The sequence below is a fragment of the Bacteroidales bacterium genome, from assembly GCA_018334875.1.
In the GTDB taxonomy this organism is placed as follows: domain Bacteria; phylum Bacteroidota; class Bacteroidia; order Bacteroidales; family UBA12077; genus JAGXLC01.
The window spans coordinates 1-3,092 of sequence record JAGXLC010000463.1; the positions used below are offsets into that span (position 1 = coordinate 1).

Sequence of the window (3,092 nt, forward strand, 5' to 3'; positions counted from 1 at the left end):
GCAGTGTGACTTCCTGAAATCTTTGGCTGGCTGTAACCTTCACTCTTTTTCCATTGATATCCCATATCCAATGGCCGTCAACCTGTGCTGGTATTACCCAGAAATACACATCATCGTCCTCTCCTACTCTAAAATGTTTGTCGGGTTCCCAATCCCCCATGTCGAAATCATGTGATACCATCCGGGTGCCCGGAACCAGACTATCCAGGAGCTTCGACCGCAATTTCAGATTCACGGAGCTCAGCAAATACATGGTGACTACATTGGCCCTGCGAAAATCGGTGTTGAATACATTTTCCTGCAAAAACATGACCTGGTCTGAGACGCCGGCTTTTCTCGCATTCTCTTCCGATTCCCTTATACGTTCGGGATCAATATCCACACCATGCCCGTATGCGCCTTGCTGAGCAGCAGCAATCACAATACGTCCATCCCCCGAACCAAGATCAATGACATAATCTCCGGGTCCCACATCTGCAACCTCAAGCATTTCATTCACTACTTTGGTAGAGGTGGGAACATAAGGAACATCCAAATCCTGAGCCTTCAGTGGAAGGTTTATCCATGCTGTAAAAACTAAAATCATTGCCAGGCCGGAGAAAAACCCCTTTGCTGACGCGCTTCGCATAATAGTGCGTGTTTTAAACCATTTTACTGCGCTTGTTCCCATCTTCAACCGTATTTAAAAATTTGTACGGGTTAATATTACAAATTATAACGATAAAATTCAAAAAGAATACGCAAGGATTAAGGCCGGATTTGTATTTTTTCAAATTATATGTATATTTAAACATAAATAAAAACAATTTTCTCATAAATAATAAATTAATAATCAAATGAAAACAACAATTTTATTTTCAGCAATCTTATTTTTTGCTTTTTCTGTGCAGGCACAGGAAAAAGACAACACGCTCACTCCCGAAGCGTTTTCCCAGGGATGGGAACTGCTATTTGACGGAGAAACCCTGGATGGATGGAAAGCCTACAACGGTAATGAGCCACAAACCTGGGAAGTCAGGGATAATGCGATTTATTGCACCGGCAGTGGTGAGCATGGCGGAGACGACATCATGACCAAGGAAACATTCGGTGATTTCGACCTGAAGTTTGAATGGAAGATTGAAGAAGACGGCAACAGTGGCGTCATTTACAGGGTAAGAGAAGGCAAACAATGGAGCCAGCCCTATCTGACCGGCCCCGAATACCAGGTGTTTGATGAAAATGAAAATTATGACACCCATGCAGTGGGTTCCTTCTATGACGTGTATCCCCCTTCAAAGAATAAGAGAGTGAATCCGGCCATGGAATGGAACTCCGGAAGAATAAGGATATCCGACGGCCTGGTAACACATTGGGTGAACGGCGAAATCGTCATGCAGTGTAACATGAATTCAGAGGAATACAAGGAAAAGGTAGCCAATTCAAAATGGCACGATGATCCTTATTTCGGGAAATCACCCTTCGGGCACATCGATTTTCAGAATCACGGAGCACAGGTTTGGTACAAGAATGTGAAGATCAAACGACTGGATTGATACATTTTTAAACCTGGCATACGGCTATAACACAAGAAGATGGGGCAAAAAGTCTGGCCTATCTTCTTGTCCCGTATCATTCGCGCTTGTCTATACCAAACGGCTGGGTTCCGGTAATGGTTTTTCCCGGTCCAAATATCTCAGCCCGTACATATCCTGAAATACCGGGGTGATCATTCAACCGGAGAGAATTGCCTGTTTGCAGCACTTCACCCCCTGAAATCCACCTGATTGAATCATGTTCAAGGGTCTGAATTTCAATCTCTCCCTGGCGCTCATTGACATCAATTTTTTCAATGCGGGGAGGATTGGGCCCGTCATGGCCTTCAGGTGCATATACATAATAGAACCGACCATCTTTCATGCCTTCCCGCAATCCTTCTTCACTCAGCTCCGGCAAAATGAACACATTCCAATTGCGACCCAGAGCTCCTTCGCTGTGCATATCATCATTTGAAAAACCCCATACCGATCTTTCCGGCATCATGCGAGTCAGGATGGAATCCCACAACCGGCGGTCCTCCGGATAACGATCGCCCTGATTGTAGACTTCAATGCCAAGCAGATGCTCGTAACCCTGAAAATGCTGTTCATACCATCCCGGGTTGAATTTATCGGGATTCCTGGTGGTATACCGGCCGGGATGATTAAAAAGCACAAGGCCGTTCTTTGATGCAGTTGCCGAAAGCGACTTTTCAACGGCGGAAGTTCCGTTGTGGTCGGTAAAATAGCTTCCCATATGATGGTGCTGTGATAATTCATTTCCCTGAACATCCAACATCCCTAATTGGGAAGGACCTCGATTTTCGTACACCAGTTTTTCAGGGTCGAGTTCACGGTCCTCTACCACTTCTTTTGCCGTTTCACTGGGTTCCATGTCAGCAAAACCCGTCCAGGGCCAGGTCACCTCGTTGTGATCCGTAATGGCCAGGATGTGATACCCCAGTTGATGGTATCTGTCCACAACGGTTTGGGGCCCCATCCAGCCATCACTCCGTGTGGTGTGGGAATGTAAATTGGCCTTGTACTGCTTATGATTGCTCCAGTCAACCTGCTCATAGGGATTTTCTATATCCCAGCCGGCCTGACAGCCGGCCAACAGAAACACTGTTACCGCCACAATATACCAGGAAGCGGGAATATGACCGGAATAAAACATTTGAGAAAATTTCGTTTTCATAATATCAGAAGTTTTATACATTATATATTCAGTTTATAAGCTCGGATGAAAGGAAAATGAACATTTTGGGTTGTCCCATACCCGGAACCAAGATACAAATTCATTTTTGAAAATCAAAAATTTTTATTATTACGGTTTGATTTATTGGGGTAAAACGCTAAAAATGGATACTGATTTGATCCACATATTCAAAACCCTCCCTTGTCATTTTATAAACCTGGCTTTTAATATCCCCGTAGTTCACAAAACCATGGGCTGTAAGTTCTTCTAATGCATTATACCACACCAACTCTGATTCAGGATTACCAGGTTCACTGAAATCTTTGTTGTTTGTACTTATACGTGTTCCTTCTGCAGTGACACAATATATTATAATA

The 3,092-nt window shown here is 44.0% G+C and carries 4 protein-coding genes; 1 reads left to right on the plus strand and 3 read right to left on the minus strand.

Annotated elements, in window-relative coordinates; genetic code table 11:
* Nucleotides 1-586: methyltransferase domain-containing protein (locus KGY70_19865; protein ID MBS3777462.1), on the minus strand; the 586-nt coding region annotated here is incomplete at its 3' end.
* Between the two features lie 250 nt (nt 587-836).
* Here KGY70_19865 and KGY70_19870 point away from each other — a divergent pair.
* Nucleotides 837-1,535, plus strand: coding sequence for a DUF1080 domain-containing protein (locus KGY70_19870; protein MBS3777463.1), 699 nt, complete (start codon nt 837-839; stop codon nt 1,533-1,535).
* A gap of 76 nt (nt 1,536-1,611) precedes the next feature.
* Here the strand turns inward: KGY70_19870 and KGY70_19875 are convergent, their stop codons facing one another.
* Nucleotides 1,612-2,715 (minus strand): hypothetical protein, encoded by a 1,104-nt coding sequence (locus tag KGY70_19875; GenBank protein ID MBS3777464.1) that lies wholly within the window; start codon nt 2,713-2,715, stop codon nt 1,612-1,614.
* Between the two features lie 157 nt (nt 2,716-2,872).
* Nucleotides 2,873-3,092 (minus strand): hypothetical protein (locus KGY70_19880; protein ID MBS3777465.1); only part of this gene is annotated, 220 nt, incomplete at its 5' end.